Genomic DNA, 26,935 nt, shown 5'->3' on the forward strand with positions numbered 1-26,935 from the left:
AGAAAAATGACCAGAACATACCCTAAACTGCTGCTTGCGGCGTTCCTTGCTTTTACCGTTTTTTCCTGTAAGGACAAGAAAAAAGACGCCCCGGCTCCCGAAGCAGCTGTAGAAACCACAGGAATACCCAGGCTCAAAATTTCCGGAAACCACCGTTTTTTTGCCACGGAGGACGAAAAACCCTTTTTCTGGCTCGGAGATACCGCCTGGCTGTTGTTTAACAAACTCAGCAGGGAAGAAGCCGACCGCTACCTGGAAGACAGGAAAGCAAAAGGCTTTAATGTTATCCAGGTCATGGTATTGCACTCGCTGGACGCCGCGAACGTTTATGGCGACAGTGCCCTTGTGGGGCAGAATGTCTCCAAACCTGTCGTAACTCCCGGGAATAGTTTGGACAGTAAAGAGGAATATGATTTCTGGGACCATGTAGATTACGTAGTGTCGGGGGCGGAGAAAAAAGGCCTGTATATGGCGCTTGTCCCCGTGTGGGGTTCCAATGTCAAGACAGGAAAAGTAGCCGTTGAAGATGCCCGGAAATACGCCGCTTTTCTTGCAGACAGGTATAAGGACAAGAACAATATCATCTGGCTCGATGGCGGAGACACTTTCGGGAACGAACATACCGAAGTGTGGAATACTATCGGAAAGACCTTAAAAGAAAACAACCCGGACAAGCTTGTTACCTTTCATCCGAGGGGGCGCATGCAGTCATCGGACTGGTTCCACGAAGAGTCCTGGCTCGATTTTAATATGTTCCAGTCCGGGCACAGAAGGTACGACCAGGACGACAGCGAGCGGAAATACGGTGAGGATAACTGGCGCTACGCAGCGGCTGATTATAACCGGAAACCTGTAAAACCTACCGTAGACGGGGAACCTTCCTATGAAGGCATTCCACAAGGGCTGCACGATCCGGAAGAACCTTTCTGGACAGACAACGATGTACGCAGATACGGCTATTGGTCGGTATTTGCCGGGGCCGCCGGGTACACTTACGGTCACAGTGCCGTGATGCAAATGCATCGCCCCGAAGATCAGGAAGGCGCCTACGGCAATACCAGGTACTGGACCGACGCCCTTAACGATCCCGGGGCCATACAAATGCAATACCTGAAAGAACTCATGTTGCAGTTTCCCTATTTCGGGAGAGTCCCGGACCAGAGCCTTATAGCCGACCAGGGAGAGCGATATGATTACCAGACCGCTACACGCGGAGAAGATTATGCCCTGGTCTATACCTACAACGGAAGGAATATCACCCTGAATATGGGAAAAATAAAGGGCGATAAAGTCAAAGCCCGGTGGTACAGCCCGCGTGACGGACAGATGCAGGATATCGGAACATTCGACAATACCGGAAAACAGGAGTTCGATCCGCCCGGGAAAAAAGAAGATGGCAATGACTGGGTGCTTGTACTCACCCCGGCGTAAACCGGATAACGGGCCAATGAGCCAATTCGAAAAACCAACTAAAAATCCTGTGTCCTGTATGATAAGGGCACGTAAACCATACCGGAATGACCCGCTTTATATATAGTTTCTCCATACTGTTTATCCTCTTATCCTGCACCTCGGGAAAAGAGGATGAGATATATCTTTTCACCTCCTTTCGCGAACCGGCTACAGACGGGCTTTACCTCTCATATAGCCGGGATGGTTATCACTGGGAAGACCTCGGAGGACCTTTTCTGAAACCCGAAGTGGGAAAGAGCGGAATTATGCGCGATCCTTCCGTAGTAAAAGGCCCTGACGGTACATATCACATGGTATGGACTACCGAATGGCGGGGCGGCAACGGTTTCGGTTATGCCAGTTCATCCGATCTCCTGCACTGGTCCGAAGAAAAGTATATACCGGTTATGGACAAAGAGCCGGAAGTAGTCAACGTATGGGCTCCGGAGATCTTTTATGACGAGGACGAAGACCGTTACATCATTATCTGGGCATCTACCATACCGCATCGTTACGAAAAGGGGGAAGAAGAAGAGAACAACAACCACCGGATGTATTATGTGACCACAAAAGATTTTAAAACCTTTTCGGATGCCAGACTCTTTCTCGATCCCGGATTTAGTGTTATAGATGCGGTCATCGTAAAGAGGGGGAAAGAAGATTATGTCCTGGTGCTCAAAGACAACACCCGTCCGGTCAGGGCTATACGGGTCGCTTTCGGAAAAACACCGCTCGGCCCTTTTGACCAGGTTTCCGAACCCCTGACGGATTTTCTTACGGAGGGACCGACAGTATTGAAGAAAGACGACCAATGGCTCCTCTATTACGACCAGTACGGGGATAAACGCTACGGGGCCATTGCTACCGGGGATTTCAGGACTTTCGAAGCTATAGATCAAAAGATCAGTCTTCCCGAAGGACATAAGCACGGGACGATCAGTACCATCTCCGAAAAAGTATTACAGGGATTACTGGCAGCACAGGAGGAGCGGGCACAAAAAACACCCGATACCGTACATTATACGGGGAAAACCCTGTCCAATATCGACTATCATCACGGGCAGCTTCCCCCGGCCGTAGGCGTCCATGCCCGGCAGTTGCTACGCGCAAGCCGCGAACACCCGGAACAGGCCGATGGTTTTGGCTGGACGTATAACCACGCACCTAATATGGCTTACTGGAACAATACCTTTTTTGTACAATACCTGAGCGATCCCGCAGGAGAGCATATTCCGCCCGGACAGACCTTTCTCATGACGTCCGGAGATGGCAAGAGCTGGGGAAAACCACAGGTACTCTTCCCGCCGTACCGCATCCCGGACGGCTGGAAAAAAGAAGGGCATGAAGGTGTGGCGAAAAACCTCGATGCCGTGATGCACCAGCGTATGGGGTTCTACACCGCTTCGGACGGACGTTTGCTTACACTGGCCTATTACGGTATTGCCCTCGATAAAAAGGACGATCCCAACGACGGCAGGGGAATCGGCCGTGCCGTAAGGGAAATATACAGGGACGGCACGTTCGGCCCCATATATTTTATCAGGTATAACAAATCGTGGGATACCTCAAAATCGGCCTATCCCTTCTATACCGAAAGCAGTGACAAGGGGTTTGTAAAAGCCTGTGACGAATTGCTGTCCAAACCCCTGATGATGCAGCAATGGGTAGAAGAAGCCGATCGGGACGATTCGCTGATCCCGCTGAAGAAACAGTTTAAGGCATTCAGCTATTACCACCTGGACGATGGCAGGGTAGTGGGACTGTGGAAGCATGCCCTGACCTCCATCAGTAAGGACGGGGGCGAGCATTGGGAATATCATCCCGTAAGGGCTCCCGGTTTTGTAAACAGCAATGCCAAGATATGGGGACAAAAAACATCCGACGGAAAATTTGCAACCGTGTACAACCCCTCGGAATACCGGTGGCCCCTGGCCGTATCTACCAGTAAAGACGGCCTCGAATATACCGATCTGATGCTGGTGCACGGAGAGATCACCCCCATGCGTTACGGGGGCAACTATAAATCGTATGGTCCGCAATACGTAAGGGGTATCCTGGAAGGTAACGGCACCCCTCCCGACGGGAAGCTGTGGGTGACCTACAGCGTAAACAAGGAAGATATATGGGTGGCATCAGTACCCGTACCGTTGACCGACAAGGCAGAAGGTCATGCCGCAGATGTCTTTGACCGGTTGCCCGACGGGCAAGAGCTCCGCAACTGGAATGTGTACGACCTGGTACTCGCACCTGCAGGAATAGAAAAAGGGCAGGACGGTAAAAAATACCTGTCGCTGCGCGACCGGGATGCTTTCGACTACGCCAGGGCGGAGCGGGTGATCCCGGAAACAGACCGTTTAAAAACCTCTTTTACCGTAGTGCCGCAGCAAAACGATCACGGACTGCTGCAAATAGAATTTCAGGACCGTAAAGGGCTTCCGGCCGTAAGACTCGTTTTTGATCAGGACGGTATCCTGAAAACCAAGGCCGGTGCACGGTTCAAAAACCTGTTGGAATACGAAGCCGGGCAGTCCTACACCATAACCTTGGAACTCAACACCGCTACCCGCTCCTATACGATAAAAATCAACGGGGACGATAAGGGCACGAAAATATTTTACGCACCGGTAGCTTCCTTCGGAAGGATCATGTTCCGCACCGGGGAACAACGACATTTTCCCACGCCGGACACCCCGGCCGATAATTATGACGACCTGCCGGACACCGGCAAACAAGTCCCTGAAGCCGCATTTTTGCTTGAATCCCTAACTACTGAAACGTTTTAATGAAAGCATACGGTATACATCTTGTCCTTATCCTGACCTGTGCAGGTCTCCTGTGGAGTTGCGGAGCCAGGGAAAACACATCCTTAAAGGCTGTGCACCTCACCTGTGAAGCAGGAACAAACCCTATGGGTATACAGGAACAGCATCCCCGCCTGGGCTGGCAGTTAGAAACTTCCGGAACCGGCGTTTTGCAGAGCGCTTACCACATCATGGTCGCCACCGACAGGGAAAAGCTGGAGAACGGTGAAGCCGATGTGTGGGACAGCGGTATTGTAAAAGAGCCGGACAGTCAGTGGGTAGCTTTTCGGGGGCGTGCTTTAAAGGGAGAACAGTATTATTACTGGAAAGTAAAAGTGTGGGACCATCACGGTAATGCATCGGGTTGGAGTGCTGTACAGCACTGGTACCAGGCTCCGGGGGAAAGTGCACTGAAAGCACAGTGGATAGGGGCCATACGAAAAGAAGACAGCGGTCTTCCCGAAGGACGGCATTATCATACGCCTACCCTCAAAAAGAAAAAAAGAGACTCCATAGTGGCCGCTGCCGATACCCTGGCCGGCAGGAGCATCCTGCTCCGAAAAGCCTGGAAAAGTGATAAAGAGGTCAAAGAAGCTATGGTTTTTATCAGTGGGCTGGGACAGTACGAACTCACCATCAACGGAGAGAAAACCGGGGATAGCGAGTTTGCCCCCTTATGGTCGGACTACGACAAAACCGTGTATTACAACACCTATGATGTTACGGAACAATTATCGGAAGGGGAGAATGTCGTAGGAGTGATGCTCGGCAACGGCATGTACAACACCCTGGCAGGACGTTATTCCAAATTTTATGTAAGCTTCGGGCCGCCTACCCTGTTTTTCCGTTTGAAAATCATATATACCGACGGGAGCGAACAGCTTATCCGTTCCGATGACAGCTGGAGGTACGATTACAGCCCGGTGGTGTACAACAGTATTTTCGGAGGCGAAGATTACGACGCCCGGCTCGAACAACCCGGATGGGACCGTCCCGGTTTTAAAGATAACGGATGGAAACCTGTGGTCGTACAAGAGGGACCTAAAGGTGTGTTAAGACCACAGACCGCGCCCCCGGTAAAGATCATGAGCGAATATACCGTAAAAGAAAAAACAGAGCCCCTTCCCGGGACCTATGTATTGGATATGGGACAGAATATTTCCGGTTTTCCCCGGATCAGTGTAAAGGGAAAGAAAGGACAAACCGTGAAAATATGGGTGGGCGAGTCGCTTAAAGACGATGGTACCATCGCCCAGGGCGGCTCCGGTAAACCCCATTACTACCAGTACACCCTCAAGGGAGAAGGAGAGGAAACCTGGCACCCGGGATTCAGTTATTACGGTTTTCAGTATGTTCAGCTCGAAGGGGCCGCTTACAGGGAAAACCCGGGAGACAGTCTGCCTGTGGTATCGGACGTCACGTCGCTGTTCGTACATAACTCCGCAACTGCTACGGGGAGCTTTACGTCTTCCAATGACATATTCAACCGTACCCACCAGCTTATCGATGCTGCCGTAAAAAGTAATTTTCACAGTGTTTTTACCGACTGCCCCCATCGCGAAAAACTGGGATGGCTCGAAGAAACCCATCTCAACGGTCCCGGACTGTTGTACAATTATGACCTGGCGACATTTATTCCCAAGGTCATGCAGGATATAGCCGATGCACAGCGTCCGGACGGACTCATTCCCAATATAGCCCCCGAGTATGTGGTCTTCGGTGGCGATTTTACCGATTCCCCCGAATGGGGTGTAGCAGGGGTAATGCTCCCCTGGATGTACTACGAGTACTACGGCGATGCTTCGCTTATCGAAAAATATTACCCGGTAATGAAAAACTATATCGATTACCTGACCACTACCGCCACAGGCCATATCGTATCGCACGGGCTGGGCGATTGGTACGATTACGGGGAGCATGCGGCGGGATACTCCAAAAACAGTCCCATAGCCCTGTCTGCCACATCCCATTATTTTATGGGAGCCGGGCTGGTAGCAAAAGCGGCTGCGATGCTGGGTAAAACACCGGATGTCCAAAAATACGAAGCCCTCACCGAAACCATCCGGAAGGCCTTTAACCGGGAGTTTTTCGACCCCGTTACGGGACAATACGGTACCGGGAGCCAGTTCAGCAATGCCGTCCCGCTTTTTATGGATATCGTAAACGAAGAAAACAGGCCGGAAGTATTGGAAAACCTGCTGGCCGATATCCGGGCACATGGCTACAGGCTCACGACCGGCGATGTAGGGAACCGCTACCTGTACCAGGTCCTGGCGCGTAACGGGTATAATGATGTACTGTATAAAATGCACAATCATTACGACACTCCCGGGTATGGCTTCCAGATCAAATTCGGACTGACCACCCTCACCGAACAATGGGACCCGAGAAAAGGCAATTCGCTGAACCATTTTATGATGGGGCAGATCGAAGAGTGGTTTTTCCGGAGCCTTGGGGGTATCGTACCGGATACGGAAAAGCCGGGCTTTCGCCATTTCTACCTGCAACCCGAGATCACGGGCGATCTCACCTTTGTCAGATCGTCGGTAAATACGCTGTACGGGCGTATAAGATCGGAATGGGAACGGGAAGGCAACAACGTGGAATACACTGTGGAGATCCCGGCAAATACGACAGCCACCGTAAAACTGCCCGGAGGCCGCATGGAAGGAATACGCCTGAACGGAAAAGCGACAGGAGACAACGTAGCTGCGGATGCACGAAAGCGCCCTTATTTCGAGCTCGGTTCCGGGGTATATACCATAAATTACAGTCTCACATCACAATAGCAAACACGGATGAAATATACGACCATTAAAAATACAGCCCGAAAGGGAATACCGGAAAAATTAAAATCCCTGATATGGCTGTTCCTGCTATGTCTTTCCGCTACGGGGTTCGCTCAGAATTCCGATAGCCGTTACCGGCAACCGCTCGAACATACCATCCGTAAAATAGAACGTATATTCCATATTCAAATAAAAGATAACAAAGGCCTGCTGAAAGATAAGGAACTCGATTATGCCGACTGGCGTATCCGTTATGGCAGGCCGGAGTTGTCCCTTACCCAGGTACTGGCGCCCTTTGACCTTACCTTTTTCAGGGATTCCGATTCCGTATACACCATCCGGAAATTCGAATATCCCCGCCGTTCCGTACATGTGGGAGAAGAGCGCCTGCAATACCTCGAAACCCTTTACGACGATAAGGAGAGCTGGGAAAAACGCCGGGATTCCCTCAAAACCTGTATGTACGGTGCACTCTGGCTCGACAAGGCCCCCGACGCGCCCGGAAGTAAGCCCATCCTTACCGGAAAACGGGTCTATGACGGCTATAGCGTAGAGAATATCGCCCTGGAAATACTTCCCGGGGTATATGCCACGGGGTCGGTGTACAAGCCCTATCCCTTAAAAGGAAAGCACCCGGTTATCGTATGTCCCAACGGGCATTTCGGACAGGGAAGGTACCGGGAGAGCCAGCAGGTCCGTTGTGCCACACTGGCGAGAATGGGGGCCATCGTCGCGGATTTTGATCTCTTTGGCTGGGGGGAATCCCGGTTACAGTTCCCGGTCGGATATCATCAGAACAGTATAGCTGCAACCATCCAGGTTTTGGAAGGCATGCGTTTGCTGGATTACCTGCTTGGCCTGCGTCATGCCGACCCGCAGCGTGTGGCCGTCACCGGCGGATCGGGAGGTGGTTCGCATACCATGTTTCTCACCGCACTGGACGACAGGGTAAAAGTTTCTGCCCCGGTCGTTATGGTCTCCTCTCATTTTTCCGGGGGATGTCCCTGTGAGAGCGGTCAGCCCCTGCATCTTTGCGGTGATGGCACCAACAATCCCGAAATAGCAGCTATGGCAGCACCGCGGCCGCAACTTGTAGTGTCCGACGGAAAAGACTGGACACATGCCGTTCCCGAACTGGAATTTCCCTTTATACAGCGTACATACGGGTTCTATGGTGCCCAGGACCGGGTCACCAATGCCCATTTCCCGGAGGAAGGACACGATTACGGCAAGTCAAAACGAATGGCCGTATATCGGTTTATGGCAAAATACCTCGATCTCGATCTTAAAAAAGTGGAAAACAGTACCGGGCAGATCGACGAATCGGCATGCGTAACCGAAGATGAAAACACCCTGAAAGTCTTCGGGGATCATGGAGAAAAGCTACCCGGAAACGCCCTGAAAGATATTGATGCGCTATACCGGCTTTTCGGAAAAGAAAACAAAAAAACGCCCTGACCGGTAACCCCGGTAAACCCTCCGGCGTTTTCCGTACCGAAACTCCGGAGAATTGACAACTAACAAACTAAGAACTACAAACTAACAACTAACAACTATTCCAGATGAAACTATCGTACATCGCATTACTTTTTACCTTGTATTCCGGAATAGCCTTTGCACAGGCACAATCCCCGGAAAACCTCATGAAGCTCTGGTATGACCGCCCGGCTTCCGACTGGAATGAGGCCCTGCCCCTGGGCAACGGGAGGTTGGGGGCAATGGTGTTTGGCGATCCAGCCATAGAACGCCTGCAACTCAATGAAGAAACCATTTGGGCCGGGTCTCCGAATAACAATGCCAACCCGGATGCGCTGAAAGCCCTGCCGGAAGTAAGAAAACTTATTTTCGAGGGGAAATACAAAGAAGCCGACGCCCTGGTGAATAAGGAAATGATGTCGAAGACCAATAACGGGATGCCCTACCAGACTTTCGGAAGCCTGTATATTTCCTTTCCCGGACATGCCCGCTACAGCGATTATTACCGGGACCTGGACATCGCCAATGCCACGGCAAGCGTAACGTATAAAACAGGCGGCATCACCTATACCAGGGAAATCATTACGGCTTTCGGCGCCGATGTTGTGGCTGTTAAGCTCTCTGCCGACCGACTGGGGAGTATCACCTGCAATATCACCATGAACAGTCCGTTCGACCATACCGATCCCTATACCGAAGATGAGCAGTTGATGCTTTCGGGGGTGAGCAGCACCGTAGAAGGCCAGAAAGGAAGGGTAAAGTTTATGGGGAGGGTAGCCGCCCGTCATCAGGGGGGGACACTCACCGTACAAAACGGTATCATGAGTATCGATAAGGCAGATGAAGTGACCCTGTATGTATCCATAGCCACGAACTTCACGGATTACAAAACACTGTCCGAAGACCAGGAGCAGAAGAGCGGGGAAATCCTTCGGAAGGCGCTGCATAAGGAATTCGAAGACATTCGTTTTGCACATACGGCGTATTACCGCAGGTTTATGGACAGGATGTCTCTTGATCTCGGGATTACCGATGCCGCAAAATTACCGACCGACCAGCGGATAAAAAACTTTTCCGGAGTATCCGATCCGCAGCTGGCGGCCCTGTATTTTCAGTTTGGCCGGTATTTGCTGATATCCAGTTCGCAGCCCGGCGGACAACCCGCCAATTTACAGGGGATATGGAACGATATGCTCTTTCCGCCGTGGGAGAGCAAATACACCGTAAATATCAATGCCGAGATGAACTACTGGCCGGCAGAGTCCACCAATCTTACCGAGATGCACGAACCCTTCGTGCAGATGGCCAAAGAAGTCAGCGAGAGCGGCAGGGAAACGGCCAGGGTCATGTACGATGCCGACGGCTGGGTATTGCACCACAATACCGATATATGGCGTTTTACCGGTGCTATAGATATGGCTGCATCGGGCATGTGGCCTGCCGGTGGGGCCTGGTTTTGCCAGGATTTATGGGACCGTTACCTCTTTACCGGCGACAGGGAGTACCTGGAGGAAATCTATCCTGTCATGAAGGGAGCAGCCCGTTTCTTTCTGGATTATATGGTCCCTCATCCGGAATACGGATGGCTGGTGGTCGTGCCGTCGGTATCCCCGGAAAACACCCATGCTGCCGAAGGCGGAAAAGCCTCCGTGGCAGCAGGAACCACGATGGATAACCAACTGGTATTCGATCTGTTTACGCATCTGGGCGAAGCGGCAACGGCCTTAAACCGGGATAAAGATCTCGTAAAGGAAGTCACTGCGGCCAGAGCCCGGCTTGCTCCCATGCATATCGGGAAACACGGGCAGTTGCAGGAATGGCTGCACGATTGGGACGATCCCGAAGATAAGCACCGGCATGTATCGCACCTGTACGGCCTGTTTCCCGGCAACCAGATTTCCCCGTTCCGTACCCCGGAACTGTTCGATGCCGCAAAAACATCCCTGAAACTCCGGGGAGACAAGTCCACCGGGTGGTCTATGGGGTGGAAGGTATGCCTTTGGGCCAGGTTGCTCGACGGCGATCACGCCTATAAATTATTACAGGACCAGCTCAGCCTGGTAGTCCCCGGAAAAAAAGGCGGCGGAACATACGCCAATATGCTCGATGCCCATCCGCCGTTCCAGATCGACGGTAATTTCGGCTGTATCGCAGGGATTGCCGAAATGCTGGTACAAAGCCAGGAAGGCGCGGTTCACCTGCTTCCGGCATTGCCTTCGGCATGGAAAGACGGTGAAGTGAAAGGCCTGGTAACCCGCGGCGGGTTTATACTCGATATGACCTGGAAAAACGGTAGCCTCCACAAAGCTATCATAACCTCCAAAAACGGGGGTAACCTGAGGCTGCGTTCCGAAACCGGATTAAAAGGAGAACGCCTGAAAAAAGCAAAAGGCACAAACCCCAACCCGTTTTTCACCGTTCCCGACATCGCCGAACCCATCATCGCCGATAAATCCGGGCTGAATACAATAAAACTGCCCCGGTATAAAGAATACGATCTGCAGACTGTAGCCGGGAGAACTTATACGGTATATGGGGGGCGGTAGTTTTTAGTTCGTAGTTGGCGGTTGATCGGTTTTTGTAATCAGCCCCTCGGCTCCGCTGAGAGATAAACTGCAACCTGCAACATGAAACCTGTAACATGAAACCTGTAACCTGCAACCAATAACCCGTAACAAAACAAAATAATGAAACCCGATCTCAAATATCTTTTTATCCCCGTTATCGCTATCGCAATGAGTTGCGGTACGGATCGTAAGGTCCGGGAGCCTGCGGTTCTGGAGGCGGACGATTTTGCGCATTATGCGGCGTATTTCAACCGTATGGAAGACGAGAACATCCGTCAGGCCATACCCAATGACAGCGCCTGGACGTGGATGAAAGCCAATATACCCCTGTTCGAATGTCCGCAGGACAATTTCGAGGAAATGTATTACTACCGCTGGTGGAGTGTCCGGAAACATATAAAACAAACCCCGCAGGGATATGGTATTACGGAGTTTCTTGTAGAACGCTCCTATGCCGATAAGTACAACCTGATAAGCTGTGCCCTTGGCCACCATATCCGTGAATTCCGCTGGCTGCACCACCCGGAATATATCGAACAGGACGTACAGGTATGGTATCGCGGTAATGACGGGGGCCGCATGAAGAAATTACGTTCTTTCAGCAGCTGGACGGCAGCTGCGCTGTACGACAGGTACCTGGTGAACGGCGATAAGGATTTCATTATCGGCATGCTGCCCGACCTGGTCGACGAATACCGGGCCTGGGAAGGGGACAGGCAACGGAAAGACGGGCTTTTCTGGCAGAACGATGTCAAGGACGGTATGGAAGAATCGCTGAGTGGCGGGCGGCACGAACGCAATGTACGGCCTACCATAAACAGTTATATGTATGGCAATGCACGGGCTATTGCCCAAATAGCCCGGATAAAGGGCGACTCCTTACTGGCACAACAGTTCGATGATAAGGCAGAAACCCTTCGGCAGTTGATCCAGAAAAAACTGTGGAACGCTTCCGATCGTTTTTTCGAAACCTATACACAGGCAGACAGTTCTGCCAATGTCAGGGAAGCCATAGGATTTATTCCCTGGTATTTTAACCTCCCGGAACAAGGCAGGGGCTTTGAAGAAGCCTGGCAACAGGTAAAGGAAGAAGAAGGATTTCTGGCCCCGTTCGGTCTGACTACTGCCGAGCGGCGAAGTCCCCGCTTTCGCACGCATGGTTCCGGAACCTGCGAATGGGACGGGGCCGTATGGCCCTTTGCTACGGCACAGACCCTCACGGCTATGGCCAATGTCCTCAACGGGTATGAGCAGGGCTATATAGATAAGGAAGACTATTTTAAACATATAAACCTGTATGTGGAAAGCCAGTATTACCGGGGCAGGCCGTATATCGGGGAATATCTCGACGAAACCACCGGCTACTGGCTGATGGGCGACCGGGAACGAAGCCGGTATTACAACCATTCCACCTTCAACGACCTGCTCATCAACGGCCTTGTCGGGCTCCGTCCCCGGGCAGATGATACCATAGAGGTAAACCCGCTTATCCCGGAAGGTACCTGGGACTGGTTTTGCCTGGACAATATCCCTTATCACGGGGATATCATCACGGTGCTTTGGGACAAGACCGGTGAAAAATATCACAGGGGAAAAGGACTGCGCATATATCGCAACGGAAAAGAAGTGGGCCACACCACAAGATTGGAAAAGGTGATAGCCCGGCCCTGAGAAGAGAATACAGGAATACCCATTAAAAACAATAGACTATGCTTATCCGTACCCTTTGCCTGGTAGTTTACTTTATAGGTTTGACCGCAATTTGTGCAACCACGGAAGACCCCGGAACAGAAATTACCGGTCTTCGTTGCGAAATGCTTACCGATCCGCTGGGGATCGATGTGGTGCATCCCAGGCTGAGCTGGCGCCTCAAACCCGGCGTACCCGGTGCCCGCCGCATGGCGTACCGGATCATGGTGGCATCGACCCGTGAAAAGCTGGACCGTGACGAAGCGGACCTGTGGGACAGTGGCAGGACAGAAGACCGGGGAACATCGTGGTATATTACCTACGGGGGTAGCCCCCTGCAAAGCAAGCAGCAAGCCTGGTGGAAGGTAAAAGTCTGGACGGCAGAAGGAGAAAGTTCCTGGAGCGATGCAGGGTACTGGAGTATGGGGATACTGAATTATGCCGAATGGAAATCTACCCGCTGGATAGGTATGGATAAGGCGTTTCCGTGGGACAGTATCAGCCAGTTCTCCCGGTTGTCCGCACGCTATCTCCGCAAGGAAATAGCACTGAAGAAAAAGGTAAAGCAGGCCCGGGCATACATCATGGGCCTGGGCATGTACGAGCTTTACATCAACGGGAAGAGGATCGGGGACCAGGTACTGGCGCCCGTACCCACCGATTATACCAAAAACGTAAAGTACAATGTATATGATGTTACTGCCGCCTTACAGCCGGGAACCAATGCCCTGGGCACCATACTCGGCAACGGCAGGTATTTTACCATGCGGCAGGATTACAAGCCCTATAAGATCAAGACTTTCGGTTTTCCGAAAATGGCCATGCAACTGGATATCGAGTATACCGATGGTACCCATGAGATCATTAAGACCGACGAAAGCTGGAAACTGACGGCCGATGGCCCCGTTCGTACCAATAACGAATATGACGGGGAAGAATACGATGCCCGGAAAGAAATGCCGGGATGGAACCGTCCCGGGTATGACGACAGCCATTGGCTGCACGCCTCTTATGTACAGGAGCCGGGCGGATTTTACGAAGCACAGATGACCCCGGGTATGCGGGTTATGGAAGAAATAAGCCCGGTGTCGGTAAAGGCACGTGGCAAGGGGAAGTATATCCTCGATATGGGGCAGAATATGGTAGGCTGGTTGCAAATCAGGGTCAGCGGAAATACCGGAGACCGGGTTACCCTGCGTTTTTCCGAATCCCTGACGGAAGAAGGGGAGCTCTATACCGAAAACCTGCGCGATGCCCGGGTTACCGATGTGTACACCCTCAAAGGGAACGGAGAAGAAACATGGCATCCCACTTTTGTATATCACGGTTTTCGCTATGTGGAAGTAACCGGCTTCCCCGGAAAGCCTGCTTTGGAGAACTTCCGCGGGCAGGTCGTATATGACAAGATGGAAACTACCGGAACCTTTGAGAGTTCCGATACCACCCTGAACAGTATTTTCAAAAATGCCTATTGGGGGATACGGGGCAACTATAAGGGAATGCCGGTCGATTGTCCGCAACGTAACGAAAGACAACCCTGGCTGGGCGACCGGGCCACCGGGGCCTACGGGGAAAGTTTTGTTTTTGGCAATGCAACGCTCTATGCCAAATGGCTCGATGATATCCGTAACGCACAGACCCCCGATGGCGGCATTCCGGATGTGGCCCCGGCTTTCTGGCGATATTACGGGGATAACGTAACCTGGCCCGCAACCTATTTTACCGTGGCCGACATGTTGTATTCCCGTTATGCGGATTACAGGAGTATAAAAGAGCATTATCCCTTTATGAAAAAGTGGATGCGGTATATGGAAGCCAATTACCTCCGGGAGGGCCTTATGACCAAAGATAAATACGGCGACTGGTGTGTCCCTCCCGAATCCCTCGAACTCATCCATGCCCGGGACCCCGCCCGGAAGACCAACGGCACATTGATCGCCACGGCCTATTATGTGCACCTCCTTCAGCTGATGACAAAGTTTGCCGGTATTATCGGGGCTCCCGATGAAGATGTCAGGCATTACCGGGACAGGATAACGGAAATGACCGAAGCTTTTCAACAACGTTACTTCAATACCGACCGGCAGTATTACGACAACAATACGGTGACGGCCAACCTGCTGCCTCTGGCTTTCGGCATGGTACCCGATAACCGGAGCGCACAGGTGTTCGATCATATAGTCCGTACCATAGAACAAACAAACAACGGCCATATCAGTACCGGGGTTATCGGTACCCAGTTCCTTATGCGTACCCTTACGGCATACGGAAGGGCAGACCTGGCCTACAGGCTGGCGTCTACCACCACCTACCCGGGCTGGGGATATATGGTGGCCAACGGGGCTACCACGATCTGGGAATTGTGGAACGGCAATACGGCAGACCCCAAAATGAATTCCCAAAACCATGTGATGCTGCTGGGCGACCTGCTCATCTGGTATTACGAAGACCTCGCCGGGATAAAAACAGACCCGTCCCATCCCGGATTCGGAAAAATAATCATGAACCCCTCTTTCGGCTGCGGCCTCGATAAGGTGTCGGCGACGTACCGTTCTGTTCGCGGCCCTGTGGTAAGTAACTGGAGCAGAAAGCGGGGAAAACTGCAGTGGGATATCACGATCCCTCCCGATGCCGATGCGGAGATCTATCTTCCCGCGGGGAGTCCCGACAAGGTGAGGGTAGACGGTAAAAAACTCCATACTACCGGGATGGTATACGAAAGCAAAGGAGAAAAAATCATCGTAAAGCTGGCTTCCGGGACATATAACATCCGCACGACGTATTAAAAGGTCAAAGTCGGGACAGTGCAGGATACCTCCTATAAATGTATTATTTACATTAGCAGCCACAGACCGTATTCAGGGGTTCGCGATGCCCCTGGGGTGATTGGGTGTTCCGACCTCTGGTCGGAATGTATCGGAGCCACCGGCCTGACCGTAACGAAGAACAACAAACCAATAAACTGATAAACCAAATGAAGACCTTACGTGTAGCGGTACTCCTCAGTGTTACGTTAATGCTTTACCATTGTAAGACGGAAAAGAAAACATCTCCGGAAAACGAAACCTGGAAAAAGGGGATCGTCACCGATGAATTTATTTACGAAGAAGCACCATATCCTTCCTGCCATGCGGCCACCATAGCAGAAACACCGGACGGATTGGTGGCGGCGTGGTTCGGCGGAACCAAAGAACGTAATCCGGATGTGGGAATATGGGTCAGCCGCCACGAAGGCGGAAGCTGGAGCACTCCCGTTGAGGTGGCCAATGGGGTTATTAACGATACCCTGCGATATCCGTCCTGGAACCCGGTGTTGTACCAGGTTCCGGATGGCGACCTGATATTGTTCTACAAAATAGGCCCGAAACCATCGGAATGGTGGGGCCTGAAAATGACCTCTTCCGACGGCGGAAAAACCTGGTCCGATCCGGAAGAACTTCCCGAAGGCTATATAGGCCCGGTAAAAAACAAACCTGTCCTGGCAGACGATGGTAATCTCGTTTGCCCTACCAGTGTGGAAGGCAACGGATGGCGGGTATATATGGAGGTCACTCCCGATTTCGGAAAGACCTGGCACAAAACCGATACCATTCCCCGCGGGCCGGAGACTATCAATGCCATCCAGCCCAGCATACTCAAACACGGCAACGGCAAAATGCAGATCATCTGCCGTACCCGGAACAGGGCGCTGGCCACTTCGTGGTCGGAGGATAATGGCGAAACCTGGTCGGCATGGGACCTGCTCGATCTGCCCAACAACAATTCCGGTACCGATGCCGTAACCCTGCAGGACGGCAGGCACCTGCTGGTATATAACCACGTGCTGCCACCGGACGGAAAAGTCAAAGGGCCCAGAACCCCGCTCCATGTATCCCTTTCCGATGATGGTATCCACTGGGAAGCCTCACTGATCCTCGAAGACTCGGAGATCAGTCAGTATTCCTATCCTTCCGTAATCCAGGGAGCAGACGGAATGATCCATATCGTGTACACCTGGAGACGGGAAAAGATAAAATACGTAAAGGTAGACCCGGAGAACATGGTGTCTTATCCTATAAAAGACGGTAAATGGCCCGGGGCTTCGGTACACCGGTAGTGGAGGGGTTAATGAGTTATTAAGTTATTAAGGTATAGAAATACTGATTTTTACACCCTGCAACCTCTAACCAGTAACCCGAATCCCATAATAACCAAAACATACCATACAATGAAAAACCGACATACAAAGCATCACCGCAGGGACTTCCTGAAAAACATCTCCCTGGCTGCAACGGGAATAGTAGTAGCCGGGGCGTATGCCGATCCGTTACAGGCCCTTACATTAAACACGGCAAAGCAGCGCTATAAAATAGCCGTTTGCGACTGGATGATACTCAAAAGGCAAAAACTAAGTGCTTTTTCACTCGCAGAAGACCTACATGCCGATGGTATAGAGCTGGATATGGGCGGTCTGGGATCGAGAGAAACTTTCGATAGTAAATTGTCCGACCCGGAAGAGGTAAAAAAGTTCCTGGAAGCATCGCGGAGCACCGGGGTGGGCATCAGTTCCATAGCCATGTCCGGATTTTATGCCCAGTCCTTTGCAGAACGGCCTACCGTAGACCGTATGGTACAGGATACCGCAGACACCATGAAAGCCATGAATGTCAAGGTAGCCTTTTTGCCGCTGGGGGTACAGGGAGATATGGTAAAGCACCCGGAATTGCGCCCCAAAATTATAGAACGGCTCCGGCAGGCTGCAGCAAAAGTAAAAAAGGCAGGAGGGGTAATTGCCGTGGAGACGTCTTTTGATGCCGCCGAAGAAAAGAAATTCCTGGAAGAAGTGGGATCGCGGCATATAAAGAGCTCTTTCAACTTTGCCAATGCCGTGGCGCATGGCAAGGATATCAGTGAGGAATTGCAGGTGCTCGGTAAAAAACACATTGCCCAGATACACTGCTCCAATACCGATGGAGTGTGGTTGGAAAATGACAGGCAGATCGATATGCCCGCCGTAAAAAGAACACTGGACCTTATGAACTGGAAGGGGTGGCTTATCGTAGAAAGGTCGAGAGATGTAAACAGGGTAAGGGACGTAAAAGCCAATTACGGGGCCAATGTAGCCTATCTGAAATCGGTGTTTACGGGGTGAGATGGTCAATGGGGTATTTAGTTCATTAGTTCGTAGTTGATAGTTCGTAGTGGGGTAGTTCATAAGTTATTTGGCTAATAAGTTATTGAGTTTTACAGCTGCGACCTGTAACCTGTAATTTGAAACCTTGCAACCTGTAACAAAAAAACAAATCAAAATGCAAAAAAACCGATCGTACAAACCGTTTTTTCTCCTTATCCTGGGGGTGATCTTTTTATCCTGCTCCCGGCAAAAACAGCTTACTATCGTATATGATGACGGGGCTTCGCCGAGAATAAAATTCGGAGCGGAGAAACTCCGGGAGACTTTACAGGAAACCGGTTATAAAACCGGGATTTCGTCCGATACGACCCTGCTTTCCGGAGAAGGAAAAACCATTTATATTACCAGTTCGGAAGATACTTCCTTGCAAAAGGAAGGTTTTCGCATTAAGGCGGTCCATGCGGGGTTGCGTGTAGAGGGGGCCGATGCTTCGGGAGCCTTGTACGGGGCCCTGGAAATCTCGGACCGGGTCAAGGAATCCGGGGAAGTAGACTTTGCCCTTCAGTTTTCCGATGCTCCCGAGATGGTGCTCCGCGGCAGTTGTATAGGTGTACAGAAACCTACGTATCTCCCCGGAAGGACCGTTTATGAATATCCTTACACCCCGGAAACCTTTCCCTGGTTTTACGATAAAGAACTGTGGATCGAATACCTCGACAATATGGTAGAGAACAGGATGAACTCCCTGTACCTGTGGAACGGCCATCCGTTTGCGTCCCTAATAAAACTCAAAGATTATCCTTTTGCCGTAGAAGTTGACGAAGAAACCTTTAAGAAGAACGAGGAGATCTTCCGTTTTCTTACCGAAGAAGCCAATAAACGCGGTATATGGGTCATACAGATGTTTTACAATATCATTGTTTCCAAGCCCTTTGCCGGGCATTACGACATCAAGACCCAGGACCGGCAGCGTCCCATTACCCCGCTGATCGCGGACTATACCCGGAAGTCCATTTCGGCCTTTATCGAAAAATATCCCAATGTAGGTCTGCTGGTGGCCCTTGGGGAAGCCATGAGCGGAAAAGAAAACGATGTGAAGTGGTTTACCGAAACCATTATCCCCGGGGTTAAAGACGGCCTTAAGGCATTGGGCAGAACCGATGAGCCGCCCATTATTCTCAGGGCACACGACACCGATGCCCCTCTGGTTATGGAGCATGCCCTGCCTTTGTACAAAAACCTGTATACCACACATAAGTACAACGGAGAATCGCTGACCACATACGAGCCCCGCGGGCCGTGGTCCGAAATACATAAAAAGCTCAGCGAGGCCGGTTCGGTACATATTTCCAATGTACATATCCTGGCCAACCTGGAGCCTTTCCGCTACGGTTCGCCCGATTTTATACAGAAGAGCGTACTGGCCATGCACCGTGTTCACGGCGCCAATGCCCTGCACCTGTATCCGCAGGCATCGTACTGGGACTGGCCGTACACGGCCGATAAAACGGAACCCCGACTGCTGGAAATGGAACGCGACTGGATCTGGTATAAGGCCTGGGCACGGTATGCCTGGAAGAGCGAAAGAAACCGGGAAGAAGAAATAACATACTGGGGAGACCAGCTTGCCGGGATGTACGGGACCAGCCGGGAGCAGGGCGAAGCCATCCTCGATGCCTATGAAGAATCGGGCGAAATAGCCCCGAAAACACTGAGAAGGTTCGGCATTACCGAAGGCAACAGGCAGACCCTGCTGCTCGGTATGATGGCCAGCCAGCTGGTAAACCCGTATAAATACCATATCTATCCCGGGTTCTACGAATCGTGCGGTCCCGTCGGCGAAAAACTTATCGAATATGCCGAAAAGGAATGGAAAGGAGAGGAGCATACCGGGGAAACCCCCGTGCAGATCATCAGTGAAATTACGGCACATGGCGAAAAGGCCGTGGCTGCCATAGAAAAAGCCGAAGCCGGGGTTACGAAAAACAAGGAAGAGTTCGAACGGCTAAAGAACGATATGTATAGCTACAGGGCCTTTGCCAATTTCTTCTCGTGGAAGGTAAAAGCCATGCAGCATGTATTGCGATACCAGTATTCCGAAGCATTGCCCGACCTGGAGAAAGCCGTCGAACCGCTGGAAAAGAGTATAGCGTATTACAAAGAACTTACAGACCTTACCAAAGACCACTACCGGTATGCCAACAGTATGCAAACCGCACAACGGCGTATTCCCGTAGGAGGCGATGACGGCAAGTATAAAACCTGGGAAGAAATGCTGCCTTTATACGAGCGGGAGCTGACCAATCTCCGGCGGAATATAGACCGTCTCAAAGCTGCCAAAGACGGTAATTTCGAAGCCGAAAAGATCAACGCCTGGGCCCCTGCCGAAGTGACCCTGAAAGGAAACCGTAAAAGATTTGAGGTAAAGAAGGGGCAGGAGGTGTATAAAGGAATGCCTGTAACCGCAATGGCCGACGAACTGAAACAGTTGAAAGGCGTATATATATCCCGCGAAGAACAGATAGCACAGGGCACCCGACTACAATTCGGCAGCAACGGGCCTGTAAAAGTCGTGGTAGGCTACTTCAATACCGACCAGAAACGCTTTTTACTGCCCCCGGTACTGGAAACCAATGCGGCGGGCAACCTCAGGGGAGAAGCCGAAGTGGTCATAGCCAATGGACTGGAGGTAAAAGAAATGCCCCGTGTGAATATACATACCTACAGGTTTGATGCCGGCGATAACGAACTGGTGCTGGACAAGGGCCGTGCTCTTATCCTCGGGTTTATAAACGCAGACCAGGAGATCAAGGACCGGGATGCCGGCCTGGTCGGGGCAGATGAGAAAAAAGCTATAGACTGGTTGTTTTATTGAGTTTGAAGTACAAAGCCACGGGGATCAGTAGAATCAAGTAAAAAAATGTACAGAATATCAATACTATTGTGTTTATGGTGCTGCATTCCGGGAATGTGCTTCGGGCAGGGAAAGCCTGTTCGCGAGATCATTCCCCTGAATGCAGATTGGGAAACCGTGGTAAGGGAAAGTCAGGATACCGCCGGGCAGGCTTCTTTTGTAGCCCATAGCAACAAGGATGCCGGGTGGCAACGGGTAACTATTCCGCACAACTGGGACCGTTACGAGGGCTACCGCCGTATGAAACACGGTAACCGCCACGGTACTGCCTGGTACCGACGTACGTTATCCCTGGACAAAAAGGAAAAAAACAAGCGTTATTTCCTGTTCTTCGAAGGTGTAGGCTCTTATGCCACGGTATGGGTGAACAGTCGTAAAGTGGGAGAACACGGTGGTGGCCGAACAACCTTTACGCTCGACATTACCGATGCCGTTACGGCAGGAACGGCCAATACGATCGTAGTCAGGGCCGGGCATCCTTCGTTTATTACCGATCTGCCCTGGGTATGCGGCGGATGTTCCGGCGAATGGGGCTTTTCCGAAGGATCGCAGCCCATGGGGATATTCCGTCCCGTAACGCTGGTCGTTACGGAAGATATCCGTACGGAACCGTTCGGGATACACATCTGGAACAGTGAGGAGGTATCCGGAGAAAAGGCCCTGCTATGGGCAACGGCAGAGCTACGTAATTACCGTACCAAACAGGCAAGCGTTGAGCTGGAACACACATTGCGGGACAGCACAGGCTGTGTAGTGGCCACAGCGGTGCAGCACATATCCTTAAAAAAGGGCGAAGTCCTCCAAACCGAAAAAGTTAAGCTCAACGTGGAGCAGCCGCATTTATGGTCGCCCGAAAACCCTTACCTGTACGAGTTATCTTCCGTGATCAGGGAGAACGGCAAGGTCGTGGACAGTACGGTTACGCCTTACGGAATACGGTGGGTGAGCTGGCCTGCGGGCCGGGCAGGTAATGACGGTCGTTTTTACCTCAATGGCAACCCGCTGTTTATCAACGGTACCTGCGAATACGAGCACCTTATGGGAAAAAGCCATGCCTTTACCGCCACCCAGGTAGAAGCCCGTGTAGACCAGATCAAGGCAGCCGGGTTTAATGCTTTCCGCGAAGCACACCAACCGCATAACCTGAGGTACCAGGAACATCTCGACCGGGAAGGGCTGTTGTTCTGGAGCCAGTTTTCCGCACACATCTGGTACGATACTCCGGAGTTCAGGAAAAACTTCAAGACCTTGTTAAAAGAGTGGATACGCGAACGGCGCAACAGTCCTTCCGTAGTCCTTTGGGGGTTACAGAACGAAAGTGTTATCCCGGAAGCTTTTGCCAGGGAATGTACCGAACTCATAAGGCAACTGGACCCTACGGCATCTTCCCAGAGGCTGGTGACCACCTGTAACGGTGGTGAAGGGACAGACTGGAATGTCGTACAGAACTGGTCGGGGACTTACGGGGGCGATCCGTTCCGTTACGGGGCCGAGCTCAGCAAGGAATGGCTCAACGGAGAGTATGGCGCCTGGCGTACTGCCGGCCTGCACGCAGAGGGACCTTTCCGCCAGAAAGGCGCCTATACCGAAGAGCGTTTTTCCCAGCTTATGGAGATCAAGGTAGCCCAGGCCGAGGTGGCAAGGGATAGTGTGGCAGGGCAGTTCCAGTGGTTGTTTTCTTCTCACGAAAATCCCGGTCGTATACAAAACGGGGAAGGCTTTCGCGATATCGATCGTGTCGGCCCGGTCAACTACAAAGGCCTGTTTACCGTATGGGGAGAGCCGCTCGATGCCTATTATATGTATATGGCCAACTACGCCGCCCCGGCAGAGAACCCTATGGTCTATATCGTATCGCATTCCTGGCCCGACCGCTGGACGGCCCCCGGCGTAAAAGACAGCATCGTAGTGTATTCCAATTGTGATGAAGTGGAATTGTTCAACGATACCGGGAACATTTCCCTGGGCAAAAAGAAGAACCCGGGCCAAGGCAGGCATTTTCAATGGGATGATGTTCCTGTACGCTATAACGTGCTCCATGCGGTAGGTTACCGCAAAGGGCAGAAAGTTACCGCAGATATGGTGATGCTGCACCACCTTCCCGAAGCCCCCGGGCTGAAAGACCAAAAGGAGGCGGCAGAAGATATCCTGGAACCCGAAAAAGATACCCACTATCTGTACCGTGTAAATGCCGGGGGACCGGAGTATACGGATACCTACGGGAATACCTGGGCTGCCGATACACACAGGAGCGGAACAGCGACCTGGGGCTCACTTTCATGGACCGATGACTTTGCTAACCTTCCGCACTTTTATGCCAGCCAGGGCAGGACGTTCGATCCGGTTTCCGGTACGGCCAACTGGCCCCTGTTCCAGCATTATCGCTATGGTATGGACAGGCTCAGCTATGAGTTTCCCGTAGCTGACGGGGACTATACGGTAATGCTGTATTTTACCGAACCCTGGTACGGAACCGGGATGAAGGGCGATTGCAGCAACTGGCGCAACTTCGATGTGGCGATCAATGACCGCACCGTGCTGCATCACCTCGATATCTGGAAAGAAGCCGGGCACGACCATGCACTGAAAAAAACGTTCCGTGTGCGGGCAGCGGAAGGAAAAATAAAGATAAGCTTCCCGGAAATCACCTCCGGGCAGGCCATTATTGCTGCCATTGCCATAATTTCCGACAATGCGGACCTCACCCCGGCACCTGCTGCCCAGGCAGCTATTACCCTGGTGGAGACCGCCGGGGGGGTGTCCGGAGAATATGACGTTGCCCGATGGTCCGACCTGGGGCAGCGCGTTTACACCGACAGCCCGGAAACCTTTTCCGAATGGCCTTACCATTTGTTCGGGGCGGACCGGCTGCGTTTTTCCAAAGCACTCGCCCGTCGCGATTTTAGCGGGAGTTTTGTGCCTGCTGAAAACTCCGGTATTTATGTGCTGATGGATAGTCTCGTTACCACCCCGCCGGCCTGGCTCGGTGGCTATGAGAAAACGGAAGATAGGGCGGCAGACGGCAGCGGGAGGAAATACACCATCTATCGTCGCACCGCAGCTCAGGGCGAGCGCGTAACATTCGGAAAAAGCGGGAATGCCCGAAAAGGCTCCGCAGGGATGTACAGTATAGTCGTCGTACCCGAATACGATATGGGAGAAAACGATGACTCCCGTCCCGTATTTACCTTCGAAGCAGAGACCGCTTCGATAGGGGGGAAAGCACCCTCGTACGGACATTTTAAAAAGGAAGATTACGTGGCTTTTGAGAAAGACGGCAATAACAGCATTAGCTGGGAAGTAAGCCCCGGCCTGGCCGGAGAGTACCTTTTACGGTTCCGGTATATGAATACGAACCCCAAAGCGATGAGCGTCCGTTTGCATATAGAATCTTCAGATGGTATAGTGCTGCGTGATGACGAGATCAGTTTTCCCGTAGCGGATGTAAAATGGAAAATACTCAATACCACCACCGGCGGCTATATCAATGCCGGAACGTATAAAATAACGCTCTCCGCCCCGGATATGAAGGGATTGCAACTGGATAAGATGGAGTTTCAGTAAGGGGGGAGTTTTGTAGTTTGTTAGTTCGTAGTGGGATAGTTATTGATTTTTAAACCTGCAACCTGCAACCTGCAACTTGTAACCTGCAACCTGTAACCAATAACAAAACAATACCATGATAAAAACCATCAACATCTTTTTTTACCTGGCCGTAGCCCTCTTTTTTTCTGCGTGCGATACGGAAGAAAAACCTTCGAGGGTTGTTCTCGATTTTAACGAGAACTGGAAGTTTATGCTTTCGGACAGTATCGATGCTTCGGCGAGCGCGTACAATGACAGTTCGTGGCGTGTACTCGACCTGCCGCACGACTGGAGTATAGAAGGCGCCTTTGGCAAGGATAACCCGGCAGGTACCGGGGGTGGGGCATTGCCCACGGGGACAGGCTGGTATCGGAAGACGTTCGATGTTCCGGAAGATTGGAAAGATAAGGTGGTCCGTATGGAATTTGGCGGCGTTTATCGCAACAGTGAGGTCTGGATCAACGGGCATAGCCTCGGGCAGCGGGCCAACGGGTATATTTCTTTCGGGTACGCCATAGAAAAATACCTGCGGTTTAACGGCGAAGACAATGTAGTGACGGTAAAAGCAGATAATTCCCGGCAGCCCAACTCGCGCTGGTACACCGGTTCGGGGATCTACCGCGATGTAAAACTGGTAGCTACGGGCAAGCTGCGTATAGCACCGCAGGGCACCTATGTAACCACTCCCGCAGTTTCCGCAGATTCGGCCCGGGTGGTTATGGATGTCGAAGTGATCAATAGCCATACCGAAGCGAAAACACTGAAAGTGGCTTCCGAAATTATAGACGGGGCAGGCCGTAGCATAGCTTTTGCAACAACAGCGCGTAGCGTGGCCTCCGGGCAGGCCGTTACCGTACAACAGCAGATGACCGTAAAAGACCCGCAATTGTGGAGTGTGGAAAAACCGTATATGTACAGGGTGCACACCCGTGTGTATGACGGTGAGGAGAAGACGGATGATTACGACACTCCGCTCGGCATCCGTTATTTCGAATTTGATGCCGAAAAAGGATTTTCCCTCAATGGCAAACCGATGAAAATATTGGGAGTATGCCTGCATCACGATTCCGGCGCCCTGGGGGCAGTGGTGTACGAAGATGCGTTGCGAAGAAAACTCGGGCTTATGAAGGAAATGGGCGCCAATGCCATACGCACTGCGCACAATCCACATTCGTCGGTATTGCTTCGGCTTTGCGATGAGATGGGCTTTATAGTACAGGACGAGGCCTTTGATTCGTGGAAAAAGAAAAAAGTAAAGGAAGATTACCATACCGATTGGGATGCCTGGCATATGAAAGACCTGCAGGACTTTATAAAGCGCGACCGCAACCATCCCTCGGTAATGATGTGGAGCATAGGCAACGAGATCCGCGAACAGTTTGACAGTACCGGGATCACCATTACCCGCGAACTCACCGGTATCGTAAAAGCCCTGGACACGACCAGGCCCGTTACCAGTGCACTGACGGAAAACGAACCCGAAAAGAATTTTATATACCGGTCCGGCGCCCTGGACCTGCTCGGTTTTAATTATAAGATCGATGCGTATGAGGATTTGCCCAACCGTTTTCCGGGGGCAAAATTTATTGCTTCCGAAAATGTTTCCGGACTGGCCACCCGGGGTTCCTACGACATGCCTTCGGACAGTCTCATGCACTGGCCCGAAGCTTTCGATGCCCCTTTCGAAGGGCATGACGACTATACCGTCTCGGCCTATGACCAGGTAACGGCCTACTGGGGGGCTACCCATGAGGAAACCTGGAAAGTGGTTAAAAACCTCGATTTTATATCGGGCGTGTTTATCTGGTCCGGCATTGATTTTCTGGGCGAACCCGTTCCGTATCCCGACTATCCCGCCCGCAGCTCGTATTACGGTATCGTAGACCTGGCGGGTTTTCCGAAGGATGTGTATTATATGTATAAGAGCGAATGGACAGATACGCCGGTGCTTCATGTTTTTCCGCACTGGAACTGGGAAGAAGGGCAGGAGGTCGATGTCTGGGCCTACTATAACCGGGCCGATGAGGTGGAGCTTTTCCTTAACGGGGAGTCGCTGGGCAAAAAATCTAAAAAGGAAGGGGAATTTCATGTGATGTGGCGTGTGCCCTTTGCGCCCGGAACCTTAAAGGCCGTATCCCGTAAGGGTGGAAAGGTTGTACTGGAAAGAGAAATACATACCGCAGGCCCCGCCGAAAAACTGCAATTGCAACCGGACAGGAAAAGCTTTAGAAAAGACAAAAAGGCGCTGTGCTTTGTAACGGTCGATATAACCGACAAAGAAGGGAACCTGGTCCCCGATGCAGACGACAAAATATACTTTGAGGTCACCGGGGGAGCCCGTATCGTAGGGGTAGACAACGGCTACCAGGCCGATACCACCCCGATGAAAGCCAGGGAGAAAAACGCTTTTAAAGGAAAATGCCTGGTCATCCTCCAATCGGATGGTACGGGGGAAGAAGTGATGCTGAAGGCCAAAGCCGGTTTTGGTGAAGAAACAGTGATTTCGATACGATAGCTCTGGAGGGGGAGTTTTGTAGTTTGTTAGTTCG

The 26,935-nt window shown here is 51.7% G+C and carries 12 protein-coding genes; all 12 read left to right on the forward strand.

Annotation, left to right across the window (positions count from 1 at the left end; all coding sequences use genetic code 11):
- Nucleotides 1-6: 6 nt before the first annotated feature.
- The 12 genes from BT112_RS10570 to BT112_RS10625 all read left to right on the forward strand — a co-directional run bounded on the left by BT112_RS10570 (nt 7) and on the right by BT112_RS10625 (nt 26,901).
- Nucleotides 7-1,431 carry a glycoside hydrolase family 140 protein gene (locus tag BT112_RS10570; RefSeq protein ID WP_072317340.1) on the forward strand — a complete coding sequence of 475 codons (1,425 nt, stop codon included), beginning with the start codon at nt 7-9 and terminating at the stop codon, nt 1,429-1,431.
- A gap of 86 nt (nt 1,432-1,517) precedes the next feature.
- On the forward strand, nt 1,518-4,235 hold the full coding sequence (locus BT112_RS10575) for an exo-alpha-sialidase (protein ID WP_139276121.1): 2,718 nt from the start codon (nt 1,518-1,520) through the stop codon (nt 4,233-4,235).
- Entirely contained in the window at nt 4,235-7,042 is a 2,808-nt protein-coding gene (locus tag BT112_RS10580; protein WP_072317341.1) for a glycoside hydrolase family 78 protein, read from the forward strand. Before BT112_RS10575 ends, BT112_RS10580 begins: the two co-directional genes overlap by 1 nt.
- 9 nt (nt 7,043-7,051) lie before the next feature.
- Nucleotides 7,052-8,500 carry an alpha/beta hydrolase family protein gene (locus BT112_RS10585; RefSeq protein WP_072317342.1) on the forward strand — a complete coding sequence of 483 codons (1,449 nt, stop codon included), beginning with the start codon at nt 7,052-7,054 and terminating at the stop codon, nt 8,498-8,500.
- Nucleotides 8,501-8,604: 104 nt separating this feature from the next.
- Entirely contained in the window at nt 8,605-11,064 is a 2,460-nt protein-coding gene (locus BT112_RS10590) for a glycoside hydrolase family 95 protein (RefSeq protein ID WP_072317343.1), read from the forward strand.
- A gap of 141 nt (nt 11,065-11,205) precedes the next feature.
- Nucleotides 11,206-12,756, forward strand: coding sequence for an MGH1-like glycoside hydrolase domain-containing protein (locus BT112_RS10595; RefSeq protein WP_072317344.1), 1,551 nt, complete (start codon nt 11,206-11,208; stop codon nt 12,754-12,756).
- 38 nt (nt 12,757-12,794) lie between these two features.
- Nucleotides 12,795-15,560: an alpha-L-rhamnosidase gene (locus BT112_RS10600; RefSeq protein ID WP_072317345.1), complete on the forward strand. Its 2,766-nt coding sequence runs from the start codon at nt 12,795-12,797 to the stop codon at nt 15,558-15,560.
- A gap of 188 nt (nt 15,561-15,748) precedes the next feature.
- Nucleotides 15,749-16,870, forward strand: coding sequence for a sialidase family protein (locus tag BT112_RS10605; protein WP_072317346.1), 1,122 nt, complete (start codon nt 15,749-15,751; stop codon nt 16,868-16,870).
- Nucleotides 16,871-16,981: 111 nt separating this feature from the next.
- Nucleotides 16,982-17,905 (forward strand): sugar phosphate isomerase/epimerase family protein, encoded by a 924-nt coding sequence (locus BT112_RS10610; RefSeq protein ID WP_072317347.1) that lies wholly within the window; start codon nt 16,982-16,984, stop codon nt 17,903-17,905.
- A 157-nt stretch (nt 17,906-18,062) separates the two neighbouring features.
- Nucleotides 18,063-20,762: an alpha-d-galacturonidase gene (locus BT112_RS10615; RefSeq protein ID WP_072317348.1), complete on the forward strand. Its 2,700-nt coding sequence runs from the start codon at nt 18,063-18,065 to the stop codon at nt 20,760-20,762.
- A gap of 45 nt (nt 20,763-20,807) precedes the next feature.
- Nucleotides 20,808-24,365 (forward strand): malectin domain-containing carbohydrate-binding protein, encoded by a 3,558-nt coding sequence (locus BT112_RS10620; protein ID WP_072317349.1) that lies wholly within the window; start codon nt 20,808-20,810, stop codon nt 24,363-24,365.
- A 115-nt stretch (nt 24,366-24,480) separates the two neighbouring features.
- The gene (locus BT112_RS10625; RefSeq protein WP_072317350.1) at nt 24,481-26,901 is read left to right on the forward strand and encodes a glycoside hydrolase family 2 TIM barrel-domain containing protein; all 2,421 of its coding nucleotides are present in this window, start codon (nt 24,481-24,483) and stop codon (nt 26,899-26,901) included.
- The last annotated feature ends 34 nt before the right edge of the window (nt 26,902-26,935 follow it).

This window comes from Sinomicrobium oceani, assembly GCF_900119185.1.
In the GTDB taxonomy this organism is placed as follows: domain Bacteria; phylum Bacteroidota; class Bacteroidia; order Flavobacteriales; family Flavobacteriaceae; genus Sinomicrobium; species Sinomicrobium oceani.